The sequence below is a fragment of the Stenotrophomonas sp. YJH_SMC_80 genome (assembly GCF_059372495.1).
In genome coordinates, this window is record NZ_JCAFVP010000002.1 from 322317 (window position 1) to 343090 (window position 20774).

Below are 20774 nucleotides of genomic sequence, written 5' to 3' on the forward strand. Positions count from 1 at the left end.
TGGTAGTGCCGGCCGCTGGCCGGCAAGATTCCCCCGACGCTCTGTCACGCCACGCGCCACTGCGGCGTCCTTGCCCACATGAACGCCGAAACCGCTTTCCAGACCCACCGCCCGCGCCTGATGGCCCTGGCCTACCGCCTGCTTGGCAGCCGCGCCGACGCCGAAGACGTGGTCCAGGATGCCTGGCTGCGCTGGTCCGGCGCCGACCCGGCGGCCGTCCGCGACCCCGAAGCCTGGCTGGTCACCACCACCACCCGGCTCGGCCTGGACCGGCTGCGCGCGGCCAAGCGCGAGCGCCTGCACTACGTCGGCCCATGGCTGGCCGAGCCGCTGGCGGTCACCCTGGAGCCCGACCCGGCGCCCGGCCCGGCCCAGCTGCCTGCGCTGGCCGACGACGTTTCGGTCGCCTTCCTGACCCTGCTTGAACAGCTCGGCCCCGAGGAACGCGCCGCCTTCCTGCTGAAGGAGGCCTTCGACCACGACTACCGCGAAATCGCCGAGCTGATCGGCCACAGCGAGGCCAACTGCCGGCAGCTGGTGCACCGTGCCCGGCAGCGCCTGCAGGCCGGACGGCCGCGCTTCAACGCCGATGCCAGCCAGCACCGGCAGCTGCTGGCGCGCTTCATGGATGCCTCGCAGCGCGGCGACAGCGAGGCGATCCAGGCCCTGCTGCACACCAACGCGTTGCTGGTGTCCGACGGCGGCGGCGTGGTCACCGCAGCGGTGCGCCCGCTGCTGGGCGCCGAGCGCATCGGTCGCCTGTTCTGGGCGATTGCCCGCCGCGGCGCGGTGCATCCGGCCCAGCTGGGTTACGTCAACGGCGAGCCGGCGATCCTGCGCTTTGTCGGTGATCGCTTGCACTCGGTCACCACCATCGAGGTGGTCGATGGCCGCATCGCCAACGTGTACAGCGTGTTGAATCCGGAAAAGCTGCCGGGGGTTGTCACGCGCGGCGACGCTGCGGCGTCCTGGTAGTGAAAGGCGGCCATCGTGGCCGCCGTGGAGCCTCCGATGTCCAATCACACTTCTCCCCGCGTCCCCTACACCCGCCTGGCCGCCGAGGCCTTCAAGGGCCTGCTGGCCACCAGCCAGGCGGTGCATGACAGCTCGATCGATCCGACCCTGATGGAACTGGTGTTCCTGCGCGTGTCGCAGCTCAACGGCTGCGGCTACTGCATGGACATGCACGGCACGGCGCTGCGCAAGGGCGGCATCGAGCCGCGCAAGCTGGACACACTGCCGGCATGGCACGAGAGCCGCTTCTTCGACGAACGCGAGCGCGCGGCGCTGGGCTGGGCCGAGGCACTGACCCGGCTGACCGACGGTGCGCCGTCGCAGGCGGCGTTCGATGCGTTGGCGCCGCACTTCGATGAGAAGGGCATCAGTGACCTGAGCATGGGCATCGCGGTGATCAATGCCTGGAACCGCCTCGGTGCGGGGTTGCTGCCGCCGCTGCCGGCCTGACCCACCCCGCCTTCGACAGTTCATCGGTGCTGCTGGTAGGTGTCGACCTTGGTCGACACGGTAGATCCACGCTACGCGTGGATGCGGGAGAGTCGGATCCCTTCGCTTCGCGAAGGGCTCTGACCCGCTGTGGGTCGCTGGGGTCAGAGCCCTTTGCCGCGCAAAGGGATCTGACCCCGGTGCCGGCCACACGCCTGCACTGACCCCCTCTGCACGTATCAGGCGCGCAGAATACGCGCATGCCTGCCACCCCCGCCGCTGGCGCTGACGCCGCGAAGAAACCCAGCCTGCGCCAGCGCTTCAGGGCGATGCGCAACCTGCCGCCGTTCCTGCGCATGGTCTGGAAGACCAGTCCCGCGCTCACCCTGGCCAGCCTCGGGCTGCGCCTGATCCGCGCGCTGCTGCCGGTGGCGATGCTGTACGTCGGCAAGCTGATCATCGACAGCGCCCTGCACCTGAGCCAGCACGACGCGGGCTTCCCGCCGCTGGGCGAAGCGCTGTCCAGCGGCGTGCTGAATCCGCTGCTGGGCCTGCTGGCGCTGGAATTCGGCCTGGCCATCGCCTCGGACCTGCTCGGCCGGCTGGTCAGCTACGCCGATGCCCTGCTCTCCGAGCTGTTCGCCAACGTCACCAGCATCCGGCTGATGGAACACGCGGCGACGCTGGATCTGGAGGACTTCGAGGACCCGGACCTGCAGGACAAGCTGGACCGTGCGCGGCGCCAGACCATGGGCCGGATGAACCTGATGAGCCAGCTGTTCGGCCAGGTCCAGGACGCGATCACCGTGGCCAGCCTCGCCGTCGGCCTGCTGGTCTACGCGCCGTGGCTGATCCTGCTGCTGGCGCTGGCACTGGTGCCGGCCTTCATCGGTGAATCGCACTTCAACGCGGCCGGCTACAGCCTCAACTTCCAGTGGACGCCCGAGCGCCGCCAGCTCGACTACCTGCGCCAGCTCGGTGCCAGCGTGGAAACGGCCAAGGAAGTGAAGATCTACAACCTGCACCGCTTCCTGGTGGAACGCTACCGGCGGCTGTCGGTGGCGCTGTTCCAGGCCAACCGTGCACTGGCCCGGCGCCGCGCGTTCTGGGGCACGCTGCTGGCTGCGCTGGGCACGCTGGGGTATTACACCGCCTACGCCTACATTGCCTGGCGCACGGTGCGCGGCGACTTTTCGATCGGCGACCTGACCTTCCTTGCCGGCAGCTTCCTGCGCTTGCGCCAGCTGCTGGAAGGCCTGCTGATCGGCTTCTCGCAGGTGGCCAGCCAGGCGCTGTACCTGGACGACCTGTTCTCGTTCTTCCAGATCGAGCCGGAAATCCATTCGCGTGAAGGCGCGATACGCGTGCCGCAGCCGATCCGCCAGGGCTTCGTGTTCGAGAACGTCGGCTTCCGCTATCCCGATGCCGAACAGTGGGCGGTGCGCCACCTCGATTTCCAGCTGCAGGCCGGCGAAGTGCTGGCCCTGGTCGGCGAGAACGGCGCGGGCAAGACCACGCTGGTGAAACTGCTGGCACGGCTGTACGAGCCGGACGAAGGCCGCATCCTGCTCGACGGCCGCGACCTGCGCGACTACGACCTGGACGACCTGCGCGCCAACCTCGGGGTGATCTTCCAGGACTTCGTGCGCTACAACCTCAGCGCCGGCGAGAACATCGGCGTCGGCCAGGTCGAGGCGATGGACGACCAGGCACGCATCGCCGATGCCGCGCGGCGAGGCATGGCCGAGGAAGTGATCGACGACCTGCCCGGCGGCTACGACCAGCTGATCGGGCGCCGCTTCAAGCAGGGCGTGGACCTGTCCGGTGGCCAGTGGCAGAAGATCGCCATTGCCCGCGCGTGGATGCGCAATGCGCAGGTGATGATCCTGGATGAGCCAACGGCAGCGCTGGACGCGCGCAGTGAGTTCGAAGTGTTCCAGCGGTTCAGGGAGCTGGCGGATAATCGTACGGCAGTGCTGATTTCCCACCGTTTCTCTTCGGTACGCATGGCCGATCGCATCCTGGTGCTGGCCGATGGCCGCATCGAGGCCAGCGGCACCCATGCGCAGCTGATGGCCCAGGGAGGACGGTACGCCGAGCTGTTCGAGCTGCAGGCGGCGGGTTACCGCTGAGAACGCCTCTCGTTCCGCCCAATGAGAACCCGTCTCATTTGAGATAGAATCAACCCCGACGACTTTCGATAGATACGCCCATGTCCTCCGCTTTCGGCGCCGAAACGGTGCTTGAGGTCCGTCACTGGACCGATGCCTACTTCAGTTTCACCACTACCCGCGACAGCGGCTTCCGCTTCGAGAACGGCCAGTTCGTGATGATCGGCCTGGAAACCGAGGCACGGCCGCTGCTGCGCGCCTATTCCATCGCCAGCGCCAACTGGGAAGAGCACCTGGAGTTCTTCAGCATCAAGGTGCAGGACGGCCCGCTGACCTCGCGCCTGCAGCACATCAAGCCGGGCGACAAGGTGCTGGTCGGCAAGAAGCCCACCGGCACCCTGCTGATCAGCGACCTGCACCCGGGCAGGAACCTGTACCTGCTGGGCACGGGCACCGGCATGGCGCCGTGGCTGTCGGTCATCAAGGACCCGGAGACCTACGAGCGCTTCGAGAAGGTGATCCTCTGCCACGGCGTGCGCTACGAGAAGGATCTGGCCTACCGCGATTACTTCGAGAAGGAACTGCGTGAGCACGAGTTCCTGGGAGAGATGATCGGCGACAAGCTGCTGTACTACCCCGCGGTCACCCGCGAGCCGTTCGCCAACCAGGGCCGCCTGACCCAGCTGATGGAAAGCGGCCAGATGCAGCGCACCCTCGGCCTGCCGGAGCTGAGCCCGGAAAACGACCGCGCGATGATCTGCGGCAGCCCGCAGATGCTGGCTGATCTGCGCAGCGTGCTCGATGCCCGCGGCTTCCAGGTCTCGCCGCGCATCGGCCAGCCGGGCCACTACGTGTTCGAGCGCGCGTTCGTCGAGAAATGATCTGCAACGGCAGCCGGCCGCCGGCCGGCTCTCCGTGCGCTCCGGGATTGCCGGCCAGCGGCCGGCACTACCCCCTTCACAGCAGCGCTTCGATCGCGCTGCGCAGCTGTTCCGGCCTGGTGGTTGGCGCAAAGCGCGCAGCCACCCGCCCTTGGCGATCGACCAGGAACTTGCTGAAATTCCACTTGATGCGGGCGCTACCCAGCAGGCCGCGCTTCTCGCGTGACAGCCATGCCCACAACGGATCAGCCCCCTCGCCGTTGACCTCGATCTTCTCCGAAAGCGGGAAGCTGACCGGATAATCCAGCGAACAGAACTGGCGGATCTGCGCGGCGTCCCCCGGCTCCTGCGCGCCGAACTGGTTGCATGGGAAGCCGATCACCACCAGGCCACGCTCGCGATACTCCTGCCACAGCTGTTCCAGCCCGGTGTACTGCGGGGTGAAGCCACAGCGGCTGGCGACATTGACCAGCAACAGCGGGTGACCCCGGTACCCGGCGAGGGCCTGTGGCTGGCCGTCGAGGTCGCGGAAGCTGAAATCGTAGGCAGTGGTCATGGCGGTGAACCGTGGGCGGTGAATGCATGGTACCCGCGCCCGGCCGCGGCAACATGCCTTTTGACACAAGTGCGGGCGCCGCCGGCCGGGTTACCCTCGGGCCCTTGTTTGCCTTACCGGAGTTCCTGCCTTGACCACCCGCCTTGCCCTTGCCGTGGCCATGTCCCTCGGCCTTGCCCTGCCCGCCTTCTCGGCCGGCGCCGCCACCCCGGCCGCCAGCAGCACCGCCCAGCAGGCCAATCCCTTCTTCGCCGAAAGCCCGCTGCCGCTGCACTTCCCGCAGTTCGACAAGATCAAGGACAGCGACTTCGCCCCGGCCTTCGACGCCGGCATGGCGCAGCAGCTGAAGGAAGTGGAGGCCATCGCCAACAACAAGGCCAAGCCGACCTTCGACAACACCATCATCGCCCTGGAAAAGAGCGGTGATGTCCTCGACCGCGCGACCACCGTGTTCTTCAGCCTGATCGGTGCCGACACCAACGACACCCGCAAGAAGCTGCAGGCCGACTACTCGGCGAAGTTCGCCGCGCACAGCGATGCGATCGCGCTGAACGGCAAGCTGTTCGCCCGCATCCAGGCGCTGTATGACACCCGCAGCCAGCTGGGCCTGGACGCCGAAGGCGTGCGCCTGGTCGAGAAGTACTACGACAACTACGTGCGCGCAGGCGCCAAGCTGTCCGACGCCGACAAGGCCAAGCTGAAGGAGATGAACGCCGAGCTGGCCAACCTGGGTACCAAGTTCAGCCAGAACGTGCAGTCGGAGGTGAACGCTTCGGCGATCACCGTCGACGACGTCAAGCAACTGGACGGCCTGTCCAAGGAGCAGATCGCCGCCGCCGCCGAAGCCGCCAAGGCCCGCGGCCAGGACGGCAAGTACGTGATCACCCTGCTCAACACCACCGGCCAGCCGCCGCTGACCAACCTGGCCAACCGCGCCCTGCGCCAGAAGATCTACGAAGCATCGGTGAGCCGCGGCAGCCGCGGCGGTGAGTTCGACAACACCGCGCTGGTCTCGCGCATCATGCAGCTGCGCGCCGACAAGGCCAAGCTGATGGGCTTCCCGAACTTCGCCGCCTACAACCTGACCAACCAGACCGCCAAGACCCCCGAAGCGGTCAACGCGATGCTGGGCAAGCTGGCCCCGGCCGCGGTGGCCAACGCCAAGCGTGAAGCCGCCGACCTGCAGGCGATGATCGACCAGGAACAGAAGGCCGCTGGCAAGCCGACGTTCAAGCTGGAACCGTGGGACTGGGCCTTCTACAGCGAGAAGGTGCGCCAGGCCAAGTACAACTTCGACGAGTCGCAGCTGAAGCCGTACTTCGAAATGAAGAACGTGCTGGAGAACGGCGTGTTCTACGCCGCGGGCCAGGAATTCGGCCTGACCTTCAAGCAGCGCACCGACCTGCCGGTCTACCACGATGACGTCACCGTCTACGACGTGTTCGACGCCGACGGCAGCCAGCTGGCGATCTTCATCTTCGACCCGTATGCACGCGCCTCCAAGCGCGGTGGCGCGTGGATGAACTCCTACGTCTCGCAGTCCAAGCTGACCGGCTTCAAGCCGGTGGTCGCCAATCACCTGAACATTCCGAAGCCGCCGGCCGGCCAGCCGACCCTGCTGACCTGGGACGAGGTGAACACCACGTTCCACGAGTTCGGCCACGCCCTGCACGGCATGTTCTCCAACGTGAAGTACCCGTACTTCTCGGGCACCTCGGTGCCGCGTGACTTCGTCGAGTTCCCCTCGCAGGTCAACGAGATGTGGGCCGACAACCCGGTCATCCTGAAGAACTACGCCAAGCACTACCAGAATGGTTCGGCGATGCCGCAGGCACTGCTGGACAAGGTGCTGGCGGCAGCCAAGTTCAACCAGGGCTTCGCTACCACCGAGTACCTGGGTGCGGCCATGCTGGACCAGCGCTGGCACCAGATCGGCGCCGACCAGGTGCCGGCCGCCAAGGACGTGATGGCCTTCGAGCGCGCCGCGCTGGAGAAGGACGGCATCTACTACGCGCCGGTGCCGCCGCGCTACAAGACCCCGTACTTCAGCCACATCATGGGCGGCTATTCGGCCGGTTACTACGCCTACATCTGGTCGGAAGTGCTCGACGCCAACACCCAGAAGTGGTTCAAGGACAACGGCGGCCTGAGCCGCAAGAACGGCGACCACTTCCGCGCCACCCTGCTGTCCAAGGGCGGCAGCGTCGACGCGATGCAGCTGTTCCGCGATTTCGCCGGCCACGAGCCGCAGATCGAACCGCTGCTGGAAAAGCGTGGCCTGACCGGCGCCGGCAACTGATCGCCCGCGCAGTAGCCTGAAACGAAAAACCGCCCGGGAAACCGGGCGGTTTTTTTGTTGGGACATCCACGCATGGCGTGGATCTACTGGTGGGTGCCGACCGTTGGTCGGCACGATCCATTCGCGCCACGAACCCCGGCATCATCGATCCACACATGACGCACTCCAGTAGATCCGCGCCATGCGTGGATGCGCTTCCAGATCAGCGCCGAAACAGTCGCTCCCACCACCGTCGTTTCGGCGCACCGGGCGCGGCAGCGGCAGTCGATGCGATATCCGGGTGCGCCGCCACGAACTCCGCCAGCTGGGCCGCTGCGGCTTCCGCATAAAGGATCGCGCCATCCGGCGCGCAGTTCAGCAGATTGCTCAAGCTGGTCGATGCATTGAGATCCATCGGGTTCGGCTCGACCACCTCGCTGGCCTCCAGCAATCCGCATCCGCTGGCGATCGCTTCATCGACAACACGCCAGAAAACGACCAGGCGTCCATCGGAGAACAGCTCCTCCAGGCGCGCAGCAAGTGCGCTGTCCACTGCATAATCAGCGCGTAATTGCTTCAGCCGGGCATGCGTGATGAACACGCCACCACCATAGTTTTCACGTAGATGGTTGCCGGCGGCAGCATCCGCCCACTGCAACGGCACCAGTTGCCGCCAGTCCGCGAAATACCGGGCGACCACCGGATCGTCGATGAAAAACGAAAGGGCGCTCCCGCGGAGATAGTGATACCGCCGAAGGTGGCCGGCCACGATCGCCAGGTACAAAGCGTGCCCCTTCTCGAAAGGCACGTCGGCGCTGATCGAGCGAGCCTCGTCGATGCGTTCCTGCAACTGCTCCATGCAGAACGGCTCGATCCGGAACCGCTGTTGCAGCGCCTCGACCAGCGTCACGTCCTCCAGAGCACGGAAATAGATGTCACGGATCTCCGAATCCGCGACTGGATGGTAGGTGATGTCCCAACCCATGCTGCAACGCCTTCAGGAATGCGGTAATCCCGCCGACCCAACAGCGTAGCGTCGACGACGCCCACGCGCGGAGCTGACCGTGCAACACACGGATTTGGCGTCAGTAAGTATCGCATCCGGCCTGATCTACCCCTGCGCACCCTCAGCGTGGCGCCACGTACCCACCCGGTACGCCTTCCGGCGACAGCACCAGCTGCCACAGCTGCGCGTGCCGGCAGCGGAAGGTGGCCATCGATCCGGCCAGGTAGAACCGCCACATGCGGCGGAAATGCTCGTCGTAGCGCGCGTCCAGCTGCGGCCACGCCGCTTCCACGTTGCGTCGCCAAGCCTGCAGGGTGAGGTCGTAGTCGGTGCCGAAGTTGTGCCAGTCCTCCAGCACGAAGCGCCCTTCGAACGCCTTGCTGATCTGCACCGCCGACGGCAGCATTGAATTGGGGAAGATGTAGCGCGCGATCCACGGATCGGTGCGATGCCGCGAGATGTTGGTGCCGATGGTGTGCAGCAGCAGCAACCCGCGCGAAGACAGGCAGCGCCTGGCCACCTCGAAGAAACTGGCGTAGTTCTTGTCGCCGACATGCTCGAACATGCCGATCGAGAAGATCGCATCGAACGGCTCATCCAGTTCGCGATAGTCCTGCAGGCGGATCTCGATCGGCAGGCCGGCGCACAGTTCGCGTGCGAACCCGGCCTGTTCCTGCGAAATGGTCACGCCGACGCCGCTGACGCCGTAGCGCTCTGCTGCGAACTTCAGGGCTTCACCCCAGCCACAGCCGATGTCCAGCACACGCTGCCCGGGGCGCAGCCCCAGCTTGCGGCAGACCAGGTCCAGCTTGGCCTCCTGCGCGGCATCGAGATCACCGGCATGGCGCCAGTAGCCGCAGCTGTACACCAGGCGTTGGCCGAGCATGGCCTGGTAGAGGTCGTTGCCAAGATCGTAGTGGCGGCGGCCCACTTCGTAGCTGCCCTGCCCGACCTGCAGGTTGAACAGGCGCGCCTTCAGCGCATCGGCCACTTCGCGCCAACCGTGCACCCGTTCATCCAGGTGTGCCTGCATCAGGTGGACGAGGAATTCATCGAGGACGTTGGCATCCCACCAACCGTCCATGTAGCTCTCGCCGAGGCCGAGCGAGCCGTGCGCCATGACCCGCGCGAAGAAACGCGGGTCATGCACCTGGATGTCCTGTGGCTGGGTGCCGCCGATGCGGACCCCGGCTTCCTGCAGCAGGCCGGCGACCCGCTCCTGCAACCCTGTATCCACGCCACCTCCTCGACTGCGGTCAACCGCGTGCGAACAGCTCCACGTAGTCCTTGGCCACGTGCGGCAACAGCACCGCCGCCGGTACGTCGGCGGTCTGGGTGCCGTCCGAGTATGGACCCACCTGGTACGGCGGGAAAACAAAGCGCAGCGCGGTGATCTGCCCCTTGTCGTTGGTCAGCGGCTGGAACTGGCTGAAATTGTCGGCCTGGGGGCCGGTACCGTCGGCGATCATGCGCGATGCGTTACGCAGCGATTCCTGCAGCTGGGCCGGGTCCATGTCCTCGCCACTGAGGCGGGTGGCCACGCGTTCGCGCAGCTGGTCGGCGACGAAATCACTGATCGCCTTCCAGCCCTTGGCATCGGCCACCAGCTTGTCGGCACTGAGCATCTGCTGCTGCGCCGGCAGCCATACGAAACGCGCCACCAGCGGCTCGCCGTGGGCGCCACCGGTATAGCGGCTGCCATCGGCACTGACCACCACCAGCTGCGGCGTTTCCAGCAGCTTCTCGAAGCTCAGCGACAGTTCGTAGGGCATGGTGGGCTTGTCATTGCCGAGCCCGTCCAGTGCCTGCTGCAGGTCGCTGCGTGCGCTGGTTGCGTAGTTCTGCAGCGCGCGCGCCAGGCCCGGGTAGCGATCGATGCCGGCCGGGTAGCTGATGCCCACCACTTCGCGCTCGTTGTTCTCGATCACGTCGCGCAGGTCCAGCGGCGCTTCCGTGGCCGGCGTTTCACCTGCGGCAGTGGCCTCGGCGGCGGGGGCCGCGTCGGTCGCCGGTGCCGGCTCGCTTTCACGCTGGCAACCGGCCAGCAACAGCACGCCCACCACGCCGGCCAGCACGCTGCCGTGCAATGGCCGGTTGTTTCCAATCTTCATCGGGATCCCCTGTTCATGTTTGCACATCATCGCCTGCCATGGCTGAAGCGTGGCCCGCTGGCATTCAGCCAGCGAGCAGGTCGTGGTACTCCTCGTGCCGCTGCAGGAAGGCCTCGGCGTAGGAACATGCCGGCACCACCTTGTACTTCTGCTCGCGGGCAAAGCGCAGTGCCACGCGGGTCAGCTCACCTGCGATGCCACGGCCGGCAATCGGCTCAGGTACCTCGGTGTGGGTGATGACCATGCGCCTGCGCTTGATCTGGTAATCGAGCACCGCCAGCTGTCCGCGCACACGGGCGGTGAAGCGATGGTTGGCCAGGTCGTGTTCGACCTCGTAGGCCAGACCGGGGGGCGTGACCGAAGCCATGGAACTGTCTCCTGCGGCGACTGCGTGGATGGTGCGCAGCCGGGCGCCATGATCGCGTGAAGCCTGAACAGGGGCAAGTCCAATCCATTCACGTCAGTTTTCGACCCTCAAGCTGGAGCGAGGGCGGCCGCTATCGCCTGTGGAGGGGTACGGCCATGCTGGCACGGCCCTTGCGACCGTTGATCATGCGCACCACCGCGGAGGCTCCGATGCACCCCAGCGATTCCCATTCCGACACCGACCGCGCCCTGCTGGAGGGCCTGCTGCAGCTGGCGGTGGAAGGGCAGACCGAAGATCAGGATTTCCAGCGCATCGGCGAAGAGGTATTCGCCCGCCTGCTGGACACCTACGGCCAGCAGACCCGCGCCTGACCAGGAGCGGGTCCCTGCCCCCGGGGGCGGATCCAGTGGATCCGACCCCGGCCCCTCAACCGCCGCCGAGGCGGAAGGTCGGGTTGGAAAGCTCGCGCAGGAAGTGGGTGAAGATGCTCGGCTGCATGGCCAGCATGAAGATCACACCGAACGCCGCGCCCGCCAGGTGGGCGCTGTGGTTGATGCGATCACCACCGCGCTTGTCCATCCAGATGCTGTAGCCCACGTAGAACGCGGCATAGACAATGGCCGGTGCCGGGATGAAGAACACCAGGATGATCGACCACGGCTTGATCAGGATGAAGGCGAACAACACCGCCGACACCGCCCCGGACGCGCCTAGGCTCAGGTAGTTCGGGTTCTTCTGGTTCTTCAGGTAGCTGGGCAGGATCGAGACCAGCAGCGCACCGATGTAGAACGCCGGGTAGGTCAGGTAGCTGCCGGTCAGCTGCACCATCACGCTCTCGATGAATCCCCCGAAGAAGAACAGGGTGATCATGTTGAAGATCAGGTGCGACCAGTCGGCGTGGATGAAGCCATAGGTCACCAGCCGGTCGTACTGGCGGTGACGGTCGATGGCCGGCGGCCACAGGATCAGGCGGTCGGCCAGCTTGCGGTTGTTGAACGCCATCCACGACAGGAGGGCGGTGATGGCGATCAACAGCAGATTGACGGGGGTCATGTCAGGCTCAGGCGCTACGGTAGTTGTCGACCATACGATAGCGTTTCGCGTACCAACCGAAGGCCAACGCCGCGACGAAGGCGAAACCGGCGAAGAAGAACATCAGGAATGCCGCCTCGCTCAGGCCCGTACTGGCGATCTTGTGGGTCACCGCATCGTTGCGCACAGCAGCGTTGGACAGCAGCACCCACAGGTTGCCGATGGTGGTGGTCAGGTTCCAGAAGCTCATCACCACGCCCTTCATCGCCTGCGGCGCCTGGCTGTAGGCGAACTCCAGGCCGGTGGCCGAGACCAGCACCTCACCGAAGGTCAGCAGCGCATACGGCAGCATCTGCCAGAAGATCGACATGGCATTGCCACCGTCCATCACCACCTGGATGCCGCCGACCACGATCCAGGCCAGGCCGCTGAAGGCGATGCCGGCGGTCATGCGGCGCAGCGCGGTCGGCTCGAAGCCGAAGCGGCGCAGGGCCGGGTACAGCACCAGGTTGTTGAACGGAATCAGGATCATCACCAGCAGCGGGTTCAGCGCCTGCATCTGCGAGGCGGTGAACCAGCTCGGCATCTGCATCTGCTGGCCCTGCAGGACCCAGGTCGAGGCCTTCTGGTCGAACAGCGAGAAGAACGGCGTGGTCAGGGCGAAGATCACCAGCACGCGCAGCACCGAGCGCACGCCTTCAACCGCTTCGGCCGGATGCTGGCCACGGGCGCGATCAAGCTGCAGCCAGGTGCCACCGCCGATGCCCGCCAGGATCGACACCAGCGCCAGGCACAGGCAGATGACGATGCCCAGCGAGCCGACCAAGCCGAACGAGGCCGCTGCCAGCACCAGGCCGAGCACGGCGATCACCAGGCCCGGACGGCCCTGGCCGGCCACGCGCGTGGTCAGTGCGGTACGCACCACGTTGGCGAACGAATGCGGGTCCTTCGGCGGCAGCGGTACCAGCACGTAGCGCTTGCGACCCAGCCAGAACACGAAAGTGGCGATGAACATCAGGATGCCCGGGATGCCGAACGCCCACTGCGGGCCCCAGTTCTTCAGCACCAGCGGGATCAGCAGCGAGGCGAACAGCGAGCCGAAGTTGATGATCCAGTAGAAGGCGTCGAAAACGATCTTGGCCAGGTGCTTGTTGCTCTGGTCGAACTGGTCGCCCATGAACGAGGCCACCAGCGGCTTGATGCCACCGGCACCCAGCGCAATCAGGCCCAGGCCGAGGAAGAAGCCCTCGCGGCTGTTCTCGAACAGCGCCAGGCACAGATGGCCGGCACAGTAGACCAGGCTGAACCAGAGAATGGTGTGGTACTTGCCGAAGAACCTGTCGGCCAGCCAGCCTCCGAGCAGCGGGAAGAAATACACGCCGATCATGAAGCTGTGCATGATGTCCTTGGCTTCACCGGCACGGCCTTCCGCAGTGATTTCCTGCAGCAGCAGCGAGGTGATCAGGAACTGCACCAGGATGTTGCGCATCCCGTAGAAACTGAACCTCTCGCAGGCCTCATTGCCGATGATGTACGGGATCTGGCGCGGCATCTTTCCCTGGCCGGCGATGGGGGCAACTGCGTCGTGGCTCATCCTGTAAGGCAATCCTGCAAAGCGAAAGGCGCAAGGTTACCGGAAGCGGGGCTTGCGAAGCACGCTGCAGGGCTGCATGACAACGGTGCCAATCCGTGGCAGGCAACGTCACTACATGCCGGAAGTCACGGCACCTGCACGACAAAAGCGTAAACTTATCGTTATGCGCCCCCTCGCCCACGCCCGTCTCCTGCTCAGCTGTCTCGTGCTGCTGCTGGCGTTGCAGGCACAGGCGCGGCCGCAGGCACCGGCCGCCGCCAGCGGTGAGCCCGAGCCCCGGCAGCTGACCGTGGCCGCGCTGGAACTGCCCAGCCGCGATGATGCGCAGTGGAAGCAGCGCCGCGAACAGGTGGCGCACCTGCTCACCGAGCTGCAGCCGGACGTGATCTCCGTACAGCAGGTGCTGCAGCAGCAGGGCCGCAATCCAGCCTGCTGGCTGGCCAGCCGGCTGCGCTACAGCTGCGACTTCGTTACCGCCGATCCGCCCAGCCAGCCGTTGCGACACGGCAACGCGATGCTGACCCGGCTGCCGGTCAGCGAGGATGGCGTGACCCTGCTGCACCCACCCGGCACCTTCAGCGCCGCCGGCATGATGCGGCTGAAGCTGGGCCAGGCGCTGGTCAACATCTATGTGGCACGGCTGCGCCCGGACCCGGACGAGGCCACTGCCCGCCAGCACCAGACCAGCGACCTGATGACCTGGATCGGCGCCACCGCCGAGGGCATGCCCAGCCTGATCGCCGGTGATTTCTCGGCAACCACCGTCGAGCTCGTGCGCAGTACCCCGGGGTTCCAGCCGGCCCGGCGCAATCCGGGCGGCCGCCCCGAGCCGCCGGCGGCCAGCGGCGGTGGCGCCAGTGGTCATGGCCTGGACGTGCTGTTCCAGGTCAAGCACTTCGGCGGCATCCGCCAGCAGCCGATCCTGCTGCCGGCCGACGGCGACCTGCCGGGCCTGCGTCTGGGCGTAATGGCCACCCTGCGCCTGCAGGGCGATGCGGCCACGGCCGAATAGGTAGTGCCGGCCGCTGGCCGGCATTCCAGGGCTGCCGGCCAGCGGCCGGCACTACCAATGCGGAAAACAAAAAGGCCGGGGTTTCCCCCGGCCTTTTCTGTTCATCCCGTTACCACGATCAGGCAATCGCTTCCTGGTAACGGCGCTCGACTTCGTTCCAGTCGATGACGTTGAAGAACGCGCCGATGTATTCCGGGCGGCGGTTCTGGTACTTCAGGTAGTACGCGTGTTCCCACACGTCCAGGCCGAGGATGGGGGTGTTGCCTTCCATCAGCGGGCTGTCCTGGTTGCCGGTGCTCTCGACCACCACCTTCTTGTCCGGAGTCACGCTCAGCCAGGCCCAGCCGCTGCCGAAACGGGTCAGCGCTGCCTTGGTAAAGGCGTCCTTGAACTTGTCGAAGCCGCCCAGGTCCTTGTCGATGGCCTTGGCCACGTCGCCCACCGGGTTACCGCCCGCGTTCGGTGCCATCACGGTCCAGAACAGCGAGTGGTTGGCATGGCCGCCACCGTTGTTGCGCACCGGACCCTGCAGGTTCTCCGGCAGCGACTTGAGCTTCTTCACCAGTTCTTCGACCGGCAGGTCAGCGTACTCGGTGCCTTCCAGCGCCGCGTTGACGTTGTTGATGTAGGTCTGGTGATGCTTGGTGTGATGGATTTCCATCGTCGCCGCATCGATATGCGGTTCCAGCGCGTCGTAGGCGTAGGACAGCTTGGGCAGGGTATAGGCCATGATGCATCTCCTGATTGCGAGGGCACCCGACGGTGTCGGGCGTTGCGCGGTGAATGATGGGGACAGACCGCCAGATTACCAAGGGGTATGTAAAGGAAATTGCGTCCTGCCGGTGAGCACGACGGCAATTGTTACGCAGCGGTGACGCAGCGCCGTCCTCATGCACCGTGCAGCGCGCAGGCGCTACAGTGCGAGCACCACCCTCGCCCGCTTCCTTGCCCATGCGCAACCCCCGGCTGCTGATCACCGCCATCGCCCTGCTGCTGCTCGGCCTGGTCGTCAACCATTTCATGCAGCGCCCGCCGGCGCCGCAGTTCGCGCCGGACCTGCAGGGTGCGCCTGCCGCGCGCGCACCGGCCACGGCCACGCCCGGCAAGGACAATGGCCTGCCCGCGTTCCTGCCCGCCGAAGCCCGGCAGACCATCGCGCTGATCCAACGCGGCGGGCCGTTCCCGCACCGCCAGGATGGCAGCGCCTTCGGCAACCGCGAACAGCAGCTGCCGCAGCGTCCGCGCGGTTACTACCGCGAATACACCGTGGACACCCCCGGCGCGCGCACCCGTGGCACGCGTCGCATCGTCACCGGCGGCGATCCGCCGGAGGCGTGGTACTACACCGACGACCACTACGAATCGTTCCGCAGCTTCACCGTACCGGCCCAGGGAGCGCAGTGATGAGCCACGACGATTTCGGCCTCGGCCTGCATGACATCAACAATGCCGGCGTCTACGCCATCGACAGCGACGACATCGGCGCACTGGCCGCAGCGATGCGCGATGCCGGCCTGAAGGTGATCCGCATCGACCTGGAAGGCGTCGCCGACAAGCGCACCCTGCTCGCCCGGCTGGCGGCGCAGCTGGATTTCCCGGCTGGCTTCGGCGGCAACTGGGATGCACTGTCGGACAACCTGCGTGATCTGCAGTGGCTGCCGGCGAACGGCTACGCGTTGTTCCTGGCCGATGTGGATGCGCTGCGTGCCGCCACGCAGAAGGACTTCGACACCCTTCTGGACGTGCTGGATGAAGCCAGCCGCGATTGGGTCGGTCGCGACGTGCCGTTCTGGGTGTTCCTGTCACAGAGCGCGTAAGGGCAACGCCCTGGCAGGCGCCGCCCCTGGTCGACGCGCGTGCTCCGGTAGATGCCGACCTTGGTCGGCGCTTCTGTGCCAACCAAGGTTGGCACCTACCAAAGCGCGAGCCGGCCAACGTGTGGGGCGCGGCTCCCCTGCCTACCGGCTCCCGTCATCTTCCTGCAGCTCTTTCTTGAACGGAATGTCCGGCGGCGGCCGTGCCACCGCCGGCTGGTCCTGCATGTTCGGATTGGTGAGGCCGCAGCCGCCACCCGCCTGCAGGATCGAGATCACGCAGGAGATCTTCGTACCGGTGCCCGGCAACGGAATCTCCATCGACTTGATGCCCTTGCGCACCCATTCGGCCAGCAGTGATTCCTGCGGCACCCAGTACTTGTCGAACGAGGTCGGCGTGTAGTCGTACGGCGGTCGCTTCAACCAGGTGCCAGACTGCGCGATGCGCTCCTTGCTCCAGCCATCGTTGGCGCCACCGGGGGCACCACGTTCGGCGTGACCGCCACCTTCCTGCCCCGGCACGCGCACGCTGCCGTCGGCATTGAACAGGCCATTGCCCTTGCCGGCGGCACTGGCCTGGCTTGCGCCCCTGCTGGCGCCGTCGTGGTTGCGGCTCGACGCGCCCCAGTCGTCGCCCTTGGCAGGCGTAGCCCAGTTGCCCGGGTTGGGAGCCGGACGCGCGCCGGCCTGGGCCGGTGTCGTGCTGGAGGCGGATGGCCGTGGCGTGCTGCTGTTGGCCTGGGTTGCAGTGCTACTGGCCGCAGGCGCGGGCGTTGCCGCTGGCCCGCTGCCACTGGACGTTGAAGGCGCCGCCGCGGGTGCCGACGCAACTTCGCGCTCGCGCACCTGCAGGTCACGGCCTGCCGGCGCACGCACGGTCGGCTCGCGCCCGGCCACAGCAGCCATCCGTACCTGCGGATCGACCACGGCCTGCACTTCGCGCTCGCGCACCTGCACATCGCGCTGCGGCACACGGACCTGTACATCGGCCGTGCGCAGCGGCTGCGATATCGCCGGTGCATCGACCGTACTGATTTCACGCTCCTGCACCGGGATGTCACGCAGCTGCGGCGTCCGCACCGCGATCTCCGGCGCACGCAGTGCGGCCGGGGCCGGCGGCGCCTGCACCGGCTGCACGCTGCGCTCGCGCACCGTCGGTACCGTGTCGCGCGGCACGATGCTGATCTCCGTGCGCGGCACGCTGACAGGTGGCACCACGAAATCCGCACTGGCCTCGGCTACTTCGGTGGCCTGCACCGGAGACGGCGGCGGTGCCGCGACCGGCGCCGGCTCGGATTCGGCGGGCGGCGGTGGCACGCTGGCCACTGCAGCCGGAGCGGGTGCGGACGCAGCTGCCGACGCGGACGCCGGACGCGGCTCAGGCGCCGTTGCGGCCCCTGCGTTCTGGCCAGCTGCAACCTGGCCCGGCGGTGCAGCGGCCGCCGCTTCCGCACCTGGCTGATCGCCACCGCCCTCCTGGGTAGCGCGACCGACGAACTCCACCTGCACGCGCTCGCCCTCGGCGCCTTGTTCTTCCGGTGCCGAGGTGCGGATCACTGCCACCCATAGCAGCAGCATGAAGAACAGCAGATGCAGCAGCGCACTGGCCAAGGCCGAGACCCAACGCATCCAGCGCTGGTCGCGCGGCGCAGCATCCCAGTCCTGCCAGAACAGACGGCGCAACGCTTGCCAGGGTGACAGCCGGGGCAACTGCCCGGGTGGCCCTGGCAGCGGACGCGGCAGCAGCACCGCGATCAACTCGCTGGCGTGCAGCGGCCGCGGCAACGGACCGAGCGAGCGCAGCCACAGCGCCCAGCCATACGGCAGGCGCGTGGTTTTCTCGAGGACGGCCCTGGGCTGCTGGCGGGCCAGCAGCAGGTCGATGAACTGCTCGGCCCGGGTCAGAGGCACGCGTCAGCGATCAGGCGGCGTTGCCGCGAGGGATATACGGCGCGTGGCCACTGTCGTGGTCGGTCGCGTCGCGCACGGCGGTCACGCCCGGCACGCGGCCCATCAGGGTCTTTTCAATGCCCTGCTTGAGGGTCACGTCGGCCATGCCGCAGCCCTGGCAACCGCCACCGAAGCGCAGCAGCACCACGCCTTCGGCCGAAACTTCCTGCACGGCCACCTTGCCGCCATGCGAGGCCAGCTGCGGATTGATTTCGTTTTCCACCACCCAGTGCACGCGCTCGACCAGCGAAGCGGCATCGCCGGGCGCTTCGCCCTTGATGCGCGGCGCCTTGATGGTCAGCTGCTGGGTACCGGCACTGCCGGCGACGATGTCGATCTCGGCGCCATCGAGCCAACCGACGCTGCCGGCATCAACGTAAAGCGTGAAACCATCGCAGTCCACCGCCCACTCGTCGCCGAGCAGGTCGGTCGGTTCGGCGAACTCCAGCCGGGCGTCGGCGCGCGGGGTGCCGGGATCGACCGCGCTCAAGCGCACACCCATGCCGGGCACGCCCTCGCGTTCGATCAGCTTGCGGAAATGGGTCTGGGCAGTGTCGGAGATCTGGATCATCAGGCTATTCTAGCCAAGTAAGCGTCAGCCGCTCATTCGATTTATACACCGTCCGGCGCATTGTTCAGTCAACACGAGGTGGAGATTCCCATGGCCGACCTGATTCCACTGGCCCAGGCCCGTTGCGTGCCGCGCAAAGGCAGCGACCACAAGCTCGGCGAAGCCCGCCTGGCCGAACTGCTGCCGCAGATTCCCGGCTGGGAGCTGAGCGAGGGCGGACAGGCCCTGACGCGCACCTTCCGCTTCAAGGATTACTACGCCACCATGGCCTTCGTGAACGCGCTGGCCTGGATTGCCCACCGCGAGGACCACCATCCGGACCTGGGCGTGCACTACGACCGCGCCGTGGTGCGCTTTTCCACCCACGACGTGGGCGGCCTGAGCGAGAACGACTTCATCTGCGCTGCGAAGACTTCGGCCCTGACGGAGCAACTGCCATGAACGTACGCTTGCTGAGCCTGTCCCTGATTGCTGCGACCGGCCTGGCCGGCTGTGGCCCGTCGGAACCGCCGGCACCACCGCCGCCGCCGCCGACCGAAGTGGCCGCGGTGAAGACGCCGCCACCGCAGTACCCGCTTGAACTGGCCTGCATGGGCGTAGGCGGCACCAGCACCTTCAAGGTGACCATCGGCACCGACGGCAAGCCAAGCGAGGTCGCCCTGCTGACCGGCGCCGGCAACCCGCAGCTGGACGAACTGGCCAAAACGGCCGTTCAGGGCTGGCAGTTCAAGGCCGCCACCCGCAATGGCGCTGCCGTGCCGGCCACCATCCAGGTGCCGGTCAGCTTCAACCCGCCGCAGCCGAAGCCCGATCAGTGCTTCGCCATCGAAGAACGCCTGCGCCGCGGCGGCTGATCGCGCGCGCCCCGACGAGGCCAGCCGACGCCCGCCTCGCCCTCCCCGCCCCGGGCTCATCCGGGGCGGCTGTCTGTTGACCAGGACCGCGTCGGTACATGCTGCAGATTCCCCCCGAAAATGTCTGGATCGCACTGGCGGTCACCCTCGCGGCCGGCCTGGCCACTGCCATCGGCAGCCTGCTGGTGCTGTTCTCGCGCCGCCCCAATCCGCGCCTGCTGGCGTTCGGCCTGGCCTTCGCCGGCGGCGCGATGGTCTACGTGTCGCTATCGGAAATCCTCAACAAATCCATCGCCTCGTTCGCCCTGGCCTATGGCGAGCGCACCGGCTTCACCTACGGCACGCTGGCCTTCCTGGCCGGCGTGATCGTGATCGTGCTGATCGATCACTTCATTCCCAATCCGCATGACAGCCTGGACAAACAGGACCCTGCGTTCCGCGAGAACAGCCGCGAGTACCTGAAGCGGGTCGCGCTGCTGACCTCGGTGGCGATCACCGCGCACAATTTCCCGGAAGGCCTGGCGACCTTCTTCGCTACGCTGGAAAGCCCGTCGGTGGGCATGCCGCTGGCCTTCGCCATCGCCATCCACAACATTCCCGAGGGCATCGCGATCGCGGTGCCGGTGTACTTCGCCACCCAGAACAAGTTCTATGCGTTCAGTGCCAGCCTGCTGTCCGGCCTGGCTGAGCCGGTGGGCGCGGTGCTGGGCTACTGGTTGTTGTCAGGATCGCTGTCGCACGCCACGTTTGGCTGGGTGTTCGGACTGATCGCCGGCGTGATGGTGTTCCTGGCGCTGGACGAGCTGCTGCCGGCAGCCAAGCGCTATGCCAAGGGCCACGAGACGGTATATGGCCTGGTGGCCGGCATGGGCACCCTGGCGATCAGTCTGGTGCTGTTCAAGTGGTGAGGGGTTCCCGGCCAACGGGCTGAGCCCCCTCGCGGCTGGCACGTTCCGCAGTATCGAAAGGTCACGGGCGGGGCCGGCTTGCAGGGGACGCCGTGAACCCGTCCATGGGGGCTTGTCCGCGGCATCCATGCCGCAGACACCCCTGCAAGCCGGCCCCGCCCGTGCCCCGTCATTCTTCCGTGCACGCCAGCCGCGCGATGAAAAGATTGAAGAGCGAAGCGCGCGCTGCGCGCGTGAGTCGAGTACGACTCGAGTCTACAAAGGCTGCGTGCGGGTATGGGCCTAC

General features: G+C 66.7%; 22 protein-coding genes. 12 read left to right on the forward strand and 10 right to left on the reverse strand.

The genetic code is table 11. The features are described 5' to 3' along the window. The first annotated feature begins 78 nt into the window (after window positions 1–78). From AC5P99_RS04500 to AC5P99_RS04515, 4 genes are all read left to right on the forward strand, one after another. Window positions 79–975 carry an RNA polymerase sigma-70 factor gene (locus tag AC5P99_RS04500; protein WP_495212916.1) on the forward strand — a complete coding sequence of 299 codons (897 nt, stop codon included), beginning with the start codon at window positions 79–81 and terminating at the stop codon, window positions 973–975. Between the two features lie 36 nt (window positions 976–1011). After that, entirely contained in the window at window positions 1012–1464 is a 453-nt protein-coding gene (locus AC5P99_RS04505; RefSeq protein ID WP_005413960.1) for a carboxymuconolactone decarboxylase family protein, read from the forward strand. A gap of 239 nt (window positions 1465–1703) precedes the next feature. Next, a complete protein-coding gene (locus AC5P99_RS04510; protein ID WP_049451476.1) occupies window positions 1704–3575 on the forward strand; it encodes an ABC transporter ATP-binding protein in 1872 nt (623 codons plus the stop codon). Between the two features lie 80 nt (window positions 3576–3655). Beyond that, window positions 3656–4435, forward strand: a complete 780-nt coding sequence (locus AC5P99_RS04515; RefSeq protein WP_005410300.1) for a ferredoxin--NADP reductase — start codon at window positions 3656–3658, stop codon at window positions 4433–4435. 76 nt (window positions 4436–4511) lie between these two features. On the opposite strand, the gene AC5P99_RS04520 is transcribed toward AC5P99_RS04515, so the two are convergent. Beyond that, entirely contained in the window at window positions 4512–4991 is a 480-nt protein-coding gene (locus AC5P99_RS04520) for a glutathione peroxidase (RefSeq protein WP_005413962.1), read from the reverse strand. Window positions 4992–5121: 130 nt separating this feature from the next. Here AC5P99_RS04520 and AC5P99_RS04525 point away from each other — a divergent pair, with 130 nt between their 5' ends. Next, window positions 5122–7290, forward strand: a complete 2169-nt coding sequence (locus AC5P99_RS04525; RefSeq protein WP_495212917.1) for a M3 family metallopeptidase — start codon at window positions 5122–5124, stop codon at window positions 7288–7290. A gap of 202 nt (window positions 7291–7492) precedes the next feature. Here AC5P99_RS04525 and AC5P99_RS04530 read toward each other — a convergent pair whose 3' ends face one another. The 4 genes from AC5P99_RS04530 to AC5P99_RS04545 all read right to left on the reverse strand — a co-directional run bounded on the left by AC5P99_RS04530 (window position 7493) and on the right by AC5P99_RS04545 (window position 10753). Further along, a complete protein-coding gene (locus tag AC5P99_RS04530; protein ID WP_049451469.1) occupies window positions 7493–8254 on the reverse strand; it encodes a hypothetical protein in 762 nt (253 codons plus the stop codon). 142 nt (window positions 8255–8396) lie between these two features. Continuing rightward, window positions 8397–9512, reverse strand: a complete 1116-nt coding sequence (cfa, locus tag AC5P99_RS04535; RefSeq protein ID WP_049451468.1) for a cyclopropane fatty acyl phospholipid synthase — start codon at window positions 9510–9512, stop codon at window positions 8397–8399. A gap of 19 nt (window positions 9513–9531) precedes the next feature. Beyond that, window positions 9532–10413: a DUF3298 and DUF4163 domain-containing protein gene (locus AC5P99_RS04540; protein ID WP_049451503.1), complete on the reverse strand. Its 882-nt coding sequence runs from the start codon at window positions 10411–10413 to the stop codon at window positions 9532–9534. 37 nt (window positions 10414–10450) lie between these two features. Continuing rightward, a complete protein-coding gene (locus AC5P99_RS04545; protein WP_005410305.1) occupies window positions 10451–10753 on the reverse strand; it encodes a GNAT family N-acetyltransferase in 303 nt (100 codons plus the stop codon). Window positions 10754–10962: 209 nt separating this feature from the next. Here AC5P99_RS04545 and AC5P99_RS04550 point away from each other — a divergent pair, with 209 nt between their 5' ends. After that, window positions 10963–11124: a hypothetical protein gene (locus AC5P99_RS04550; protein WP_005413966.1), complete on the forward strand. Its 162-nt coding sequence runs from the start codon at window positions 10963–10965 to the stop codon at window positions 11122–11124. Between the two features lie 55 nt (window positions 11125–11179). Here AC5P99_RS04550 and AC5P99_RS04555 read toward each other — a convergent pair whose 3' ends face one another. Together AC5P99_RS04555 and AC5P99_RS04560 are read right to left on the reverse strand one after the other, a co-directional pair. Further along, complete coding sequence (locus tag AC5P99_RS04555; protein ID WP_005410307.1) at window positions 11180–11806, reverse strand: rhomboid family intramembrane serine protease; 627 nt, start codon at window positions 11804–11806, stop codon at window positions 11180–11182. A 7-nt stretch (window positions 11807–11813) separates the two neighbouring features. Then, on the reverse strand, window positions 11814–13379 hold the full coding sequence (locus tag AC5P99_RS04560; protein ID WP_005413967.1) for a POT-type proton-dependent oligopeptide transporter: 1566 nt from the start codon (window positions 13377–13379) through the stop codon (window positions 11814–11816). 163 nt (window positions 13380–13542) lie between these two features. On the opposite strand from AC5P99_RS04560, the gene AC5P99_RS04565 reads away from it, so the two are divergent. Continuing rightward, window positions 13543–14391: an endonuclease/exonuclease/phosphatase family protein gene (locus AC5P99_RS04565; RefSeq protein WP_495212918.1), complete on the forward strand. Its 849-nt coding sequence runs from the start codon at window positions 13543–13545 to the stop codon at window positions 14389–14391. A gap of 118 nt (window positions 14392–14509) precedes the next feature. Here AC5P99_RS04565 and AC5P99_RS04570 read toward each other — a convergent pair whose 3' ends face one another. Beyond that, on the reverse strand, window positions 14510–15121 hold the full coding sequence (locus tag AC5P99_RS04570) for a superoxide dismutase (RefSeq protein WP_005410310.1): 612 nt from the start codon (window positions 15119–15121) through the stop codon (window positions 14510–14512). Between the two features lie 221 nt (window positions 15122–15342). Between AC5P99_RS04570 and AC5P99_RS04575 the strand changes: the two genes are divergently transcribed. After that, the gene (locus tag AC5P99_RS04575; protein WP_049451456.1) at window positions 15343–15795 is read left to right on the forward strand and encodes a guanyl-specific ribonuclease; all 453 of its coding nucleotides are present in this window, start codon (window positions 15343–15345) and stop codon (window positions 15793–15795) included. Then, complete coding sequence (locus tag AC5P99_RS04580; RefSeq protein ID WP_049451454.1) at window positions 15795–16208, forward strand: barstar family protein; 414 nt, start codon at window positions 15795–15797, stop codon at window positions 16206–16208. Before AC5P99_RS04575 ends, AC5P99_RS04580 begins: the two co-directional genes overlap by 1 nt. A gap of 141 nt (window positions 16209–16349) precedes the next feature. On the opposite strand, the gene AC5P99_RS04585 is transcribed toward AC5P99_RS04580, so the two are convergent. Then, window positions 16350–18116 (reverse strand): hypothetical protein, encoded by a 1767-nt coding sequence (locus tag AC5P99_RS04585; RefSeq protein ID WP_049451453.1) that lies wholly within the window; start codon window positions 18114–18116, stop codon window positions 16350–16352. Window positions 18117–18126: 10 nt separating this feature from the next. After that, the gene (locus tag AC5P99_RS04590) at window positions 18127–18726 is read right to left on the reverse strand and encodes an NfuA family Fe-S biogenesis protein (protein ID WP_005410314.1); all 600 of its coding nucleotides are present in this window, start codon (window positions 18724–18726) and stop codon (window positions 18127–18129) included. A gap of 90 nt (window positions 18727–18816) precedes the next feature. Here AC5P99_RS04590 and AC5P99_RS04595 point away from each other — a divergent pair, with 90 nt between their 5' ends. The 3 genes from AC5P99_RS04595 (at window position 18817) to zupT (ending at window position 20488) form a co-directional block, all read left to right on the forward strand. Continuing rightward, a complete protein-coding gene (locus AC5P99_RS04595; protein WP_005410315.1) occupies window positions 18817–19167 on the forward strand; it encodes a 4a-hydroxytetrahydrobiopterin dehydratase in 351 nt (116 codons plus the stop codon). Then, window positions 19164–19580, forward strand: coding sequence for an energy transducer TonB (locus AC5P99_RS04600; protein ID WP_005410316.1), 417 nt, complete (start codon window positions 19164–19166; stop codon window positions 19578–19580). The genes AC5P99_RS04595 and AC5P99_RS04600 overlap by 4 nt, the downstream gene beginning before the upstream one ends. A gap of 98 nt (window positions 19581–19678) precedes the next feature. After that, a complete protein-coding gene (gene zupT / locus AC5P99_RS04605) occupies window positions 19679–20488 on the forward strand; it encodes a zinc transporter ZupT (protein WP_005410317.1) in 810 nt (269 codons plus the stop codon). Window positions 20489–20774: the final 286 nt, after the last annotated feature.